This window comes from Terriglobales bacterium (assembly GCA_035937135.1).
GTDB lineage: Bacteria > Acidobacteriota > Terriglobia > Terriglobales > Acidobacteriaceae > DASYVL01.
On the sequence record DASYVL010000186.1, the window covers coordinates 1 to 4,475 of the forward strand.

The following is a 4,475-nucleotide window of genomic DNA, read 5'->3' on the forward strand; positions in this document are numbered from 1 at the left end:
GAGAAGAAACTGCTGTCGGAGAAAGAGATTGCCGAGATCCTCGACCCGGCGAGGATGACCGAGCCCCAGCGTCCGCTGGATGCGGCGAAGGACCGAGAGCAGAAGAAGAAGCTCTAGTACTGGCTCCGCGTCTTCCCTAAGAGGATGCTCGCGTCGCGCACCCGCGCGGTCGCTCGCCTAGATCCTTCGCTCGACACAAGTAAGAGGCGTCTCGCTCAGGATGACAAACAGAGGTTAGTAGGCCCAGCGCAGCAGCGTGGCGCCGGTCGTAAATCCTGCTCCCACGGAGGCTAGAAGCACTAAGTCTCCCTTTTTCAGCTTGCCTTGGTCGAGTGCCGTCTGCATGGCCAGCGGGATGGTGCCGGCGGTGGTGTTGCCGAACTCGTCGATGTTGATGATGACGCGGTCGGGGTTCAGGCCGACGCGATCGGCGGTGGCGGTGATGATGCGCCCGTTGGCCTGGTGGGGAATGAAGCAGTTCACGTCCTTGCCGGTGAAGCCGTTGCGCTTGAGCAGGTTCTCGCAGACCTCGGTCATCTTGCGCACGGCGTACTTGAAGACCGCCCCACCGTCCTGGTGGACGACGTGCATGTTCTTGTCCACGGTCTCATGGGTCGAAGGATTGCGGCTGCCGCCGCCGGGCATGTAGAGGGCGCAGCCGCCGGAACCGTCCACTTCATGGATGAAGTCCATGAAGTAGCAGGCGCCGTCCTTGCCGTCCTTTTCGAGGGCGGGTTCGAGCAGGATGGCGCCCGCGCCGTCGCCGAAGATCACGCAGGTGGCGCGGTCGGTGTAATCAATGATGGAGGACATGACGTCGGCGCCGATGACCAGCACCTTCTTATGCGCGCCCGTCTGGATGAACTGCACCCCGGTCTGCAGGGCGTAGAGGAAGCCGGAGCAGGCGGCGGAGACGTCGAATCCCCAGGCGCCGGCCGCGCCCAGCTTGTCCTGGAGGATGCAGGCGGTGGCGGGAAAAAACATGTCGGGAGTGACGGTGGCCACGAGGATGGCCTCGATCTCGGTTGCGGGGATGCCGCGCTGGGCGAGCGCGCGCCGCGCCGCCTCCAGTGCCAGGTCGGAGGTGGCCATCCCTTTGTCCACGATGTGCCGCTGGCGGATGCCGGTGCGCTCCAGGATCCACTGGTCGGAGGTCTCGACCATCTTCTCCAGGTCGGCGTTGGTCAAAAGGCGGGGCGGGACGTAGGTCCCGAGAGCGGTGATCTTCGCCCGTGGCAAATGAATTCTCCGGTGATGCGACCGCTATTCTGGACTACGGAGCCGGGAAAAACAATTTCTCAGGCTGATTCCGGTGGACGCGGGTCTGGGAAACTAGGCCAGGCACCGGGACACTCGCTGCACACGCACGAGCCCGTTACCGTTGCTTCCTTCCGGACCTGGCGGGATTGGCGGGATTGCATCGCGCGGGGCCCAATGCCTGACGGGACATTCTAGCATCGGGCGATCGGGGATCGGCCGAGCCGAACCCCGCGCCTGCCGCGGGCGTAGGGACTACAATCTCCTTCGATGCCGCCGGAAACCAGCGCGCCCGCGAGCCTGGGCCAGAGCGTGATCGAGCGCTACTACGAGATCTCGCTCTACCTGCTGATCGTCACCGGCTTCGCCACTCTGGCCAGCACGGGAAAGCTCGACGCCCTCTCGGTCGTGTTCTTCGCCGCGGCGCTGGCCTTGCGAGGATACCTCCTGCTCAAGGGGCGGACGCCGGTGATCCCGGTGCGCTGGACCAACTACCTCACCTTTGTTTATGTGGTCTTCTACCTGGCGGACTTCTTCCTGATCTCGGACAGCTTCCTCACGGCGACGGTCCACCTCATCCTGCTCATCATGGCGGTGAAGATTTTTTCGGTGGAGCGCTATCGCGACCACCTCTATCTGGCGGCGCTCTCGTTCGGCATGGTGCTGATGGCGGCGGTGCTCACCGTGGACAGCCTGTTCCTGGCGGCCTTCAGCCTGTTCGCGCTGCTGGCGGTGACGACCTTCGTGAGCATGGAGATGAAGCGCTCCGGGGCGGAGGCCTCGGGACGCGCCCGCGAACCCGCCGAACTCCGCCGCCGCATGCCCTGGTCGCTCTCCACCACCTCGCTGGCGCTGATGGTGGCCATCCTCCTGGGCGCGGCGGGGATCTTCTTCGTGCTGCCGCGCATCACCGCGGGGTACCTGACCGCCTACGCCCCGCGCAACGAGCTGGCCAGCGGCTTCAGCGACGAGGTCCGGCTGGGACAGATCGGGGAGATTCAGCAGTCGAGCCAGGTGGTGATGCACATCCGCATCGCGGACGACAGCCAGGGCGCCTACGACCTGAAGTGGCGCGGCGTGGCCCTGTCGACCTTCGACGGCCACCGCTGGTTCAACAACAGGCGCGATCGCGATCGCCGTGTGCTCTCGCAGCCCGGCGGCCGCTTTGAGCTTTTGGCGGACGCCCCCGCGCCCGCGGAGTACCTCCAGACCCGTCCTGCTTTCCAGATCCGCTACCGGGTGGTCACCGAGCCCATGTTGGGCAGCGACGTATTTTTCCTGGCCCCCATCGCCCAGGTCCTCTATGTCAACTACCGCAACATCGCGGTGGACGATGACACGGGGGCGGTCTTTAATAGCGACCGCTACCGCGTGATCAACGCCTACGAAGCAGTCTCCAACCTGCGGACGCCGTCGGCGACGGTGTTGCGGGCCGCGGCGGGCGAGCTTCCGCCGGAGATCCAGGAGCGCTACCTGCAGCTGCCGGCGAAGATGGACGCGCGCATCCCTCCCCTCGCACGTCAGGTCACCGCCAAGGCCACCAACGATTACGACCGCGCGCGCGCCCTTGAGCTCCACCTGCAAGCGCGCTACGGCTACACGCTCCAGCTTCCCGCGACTCCGCCCCGCGACCCGGTAGCCAACTTCCTCTTCGAGCGCAAGGAAGGACACTGCGAGTACTTTGCTTCGTCCATGGCCCTGATGCTGCGGGAACTGGGAATCCCGTCGCGCATTGTGAACGGATTCCGCACCGGCGAGTTCAACGACCTGACCGGAAGCTACATCATCCGGGCGCGCGATGCGCACTCCTGGGTGGAAGCCTACTTCCCCGGACAGGGCTGGGTGGCCTTCGATCCCACACCCGCCTCCAACCACCCGTTGGCCGGCGGCTGGCAGCGGATGCTCCTGTACTTCGACGCCATGAGCGAATTCTGGCGTGAGTGGGTGGTGAACTACGACTTCTCCCACCAGAACACGCTGGGCCAGAACATGACCGTGAGTGGCCGGCAGTACTTCCTGAGCTTGCAGCAGTGGGCGAAGCGGAAATACTCGGAGCTGCTGGAAGCGGCGCGCCAGACGCGGCGGCGAGCGCAGGAGCAGCCGCGGGAGTGGGGCTTGCGCGGCGTCATCGGGCTCTCCGGACTGCTGCTCCTGATCAACGCGCGGAAGCTGTGGCGCGGCGGAAGACGGCAATGGCTGGCGCGGCGTCCGGCGCGCGCCCCGCAAGCCGCGGCCAGCATCTGGTACGAGCGCATGACGCGGTCGCTGGCCCGGCGCGGGTGGCCCCGGGCTCCGGCGCAGACCCCGGAAGAGTTCCTGATCACCATCGACGATCCGCAGGTGCGCCGCTCGGTCGAGGCCTTCATCTTGCGCTACGAGCGCGCAAGATTCGGCGACTCGGCAGAAGACGCACAGCGACTTCCTGAGCTGTACCAGTCGATTCGCTCCGGGCGCTAGCCGCGCCAATGGCCTCAGGGACCGGATGCTAGAATCGATAGATTCTATGCCAGTTGACGAAATCACGGCAGAAACTTGCGGGAGCTCCGCGGCCGAGAGCCGCCGCACGACGAAACCCGTGCGGGTGGGCTTCGTCAGCCTGGGCTGTCCCAAGAACCTGGTGGACAGCGAGGTGATGATGGGTCTTTTGGCGGCGGGCGGAGCCGAGATCACCACGCGCGCGGAAGACGCCGACGTCATCGTGGTCAACACCTGCTCGTTCATCGAAACCGCCAAGCAGGAGTCGGTGAACACCATCCTGGAGATGGCCGCGCACAAGGCTTCTCCTTCGAACCCCGGGGGACGGGCCCGGAAGCTCATCGTCGCCGGGTGTTTGGTGGAGCGCTATCGCAACGAGATCCAGAAGAACATCCCGGAAGTGGATGCGGTGGTGGGCACGGGGGAGCTGGAAGACATTCTGAAAGCCGCAGGAATCGCACAGCCGAGCAAGACTGTGCCACACGGCCCGTTTGTGGTCCTCCCGTCGCGTCCCGAGGGCGAGGCGCGGGAGCAGAGCGGGCGCTTCCGGCGCGACGCCTGGGAGGGCGCGCTCGCCGATCTTCCCAATTACCTCTATGACGAGACCACGCCGCGGATGCTGGCCACGCCGCGCTCCTCGGCCTACATCAAGATTGCCGAGGGCTGCGACCATCCCTGCACCTTCTGCATCATCCCGCAGCTCCGGGGCAAGTTCCGCTCGCGCAGGTTCGAGTCGGTGGTGG

3 protein-coding genes and 1 other RNA gene are annotated in these 4,475 nt (G+C 65.6%); 2 read left to right on the top strand and 2 right to left on the bottom strand.

Annotated features, from left to right (window positions below):
- Positions 1–234: 234 nt before the first annotated feature.
- A complete protein-coding gene (locus VGQ94_10775) occupies positions 235–1,239 on the bottom strand; it encodes a beta-ketoacyl-ACP synthase III (protein HEV2022993.1) in 1,005 nt (334 codons plus the stop codon).
- Between the two features lie 100 nt (positions 1,240–1,339).
- Positions 1,340–1,437, bottom strand: an RNA gene (ffs, locus tag VGQ94_10780) — signal recognition particle sRNA small type.
- Positions 1,438–1,527: 90 nt separating this feature from the next.
- Here ffs and VGQ94_10785 point away from each other — a divergent pair.
- The gene (locus VGQ94_10785; protein ID HEV2022994.1) at positions 1,528–3,714 is read left to right on the top strand and encodes a DUF3488 and transglutaminase-like domain-containing protein; all 2,187 of its coding nucleotides are present in this window, start codon (positions 1,528–1,530) and stop codon (positions 3,712–3,714) included.
- Between the two features lie 46 nt (positions 3,715–3,760).
- On the top strand, positions 3,761–4,475 hold a 715-nt coding region (locus tag VGQ94_10790), incomplete at its 3' end, for a 30S ribosomal protein S12 methylthiotransferase RimO (protein HEV2022995.1).

Excerpts from the sequence above, each read along its gene's own strand:
- VGQ94_10785 (HEV2022994.1), top strand. The coding sequence starts at position 1,528 with ATGCCGCCGGAAACCAGCGCGCCCGCGAGCCTGGGCCAGAGCGTGATC.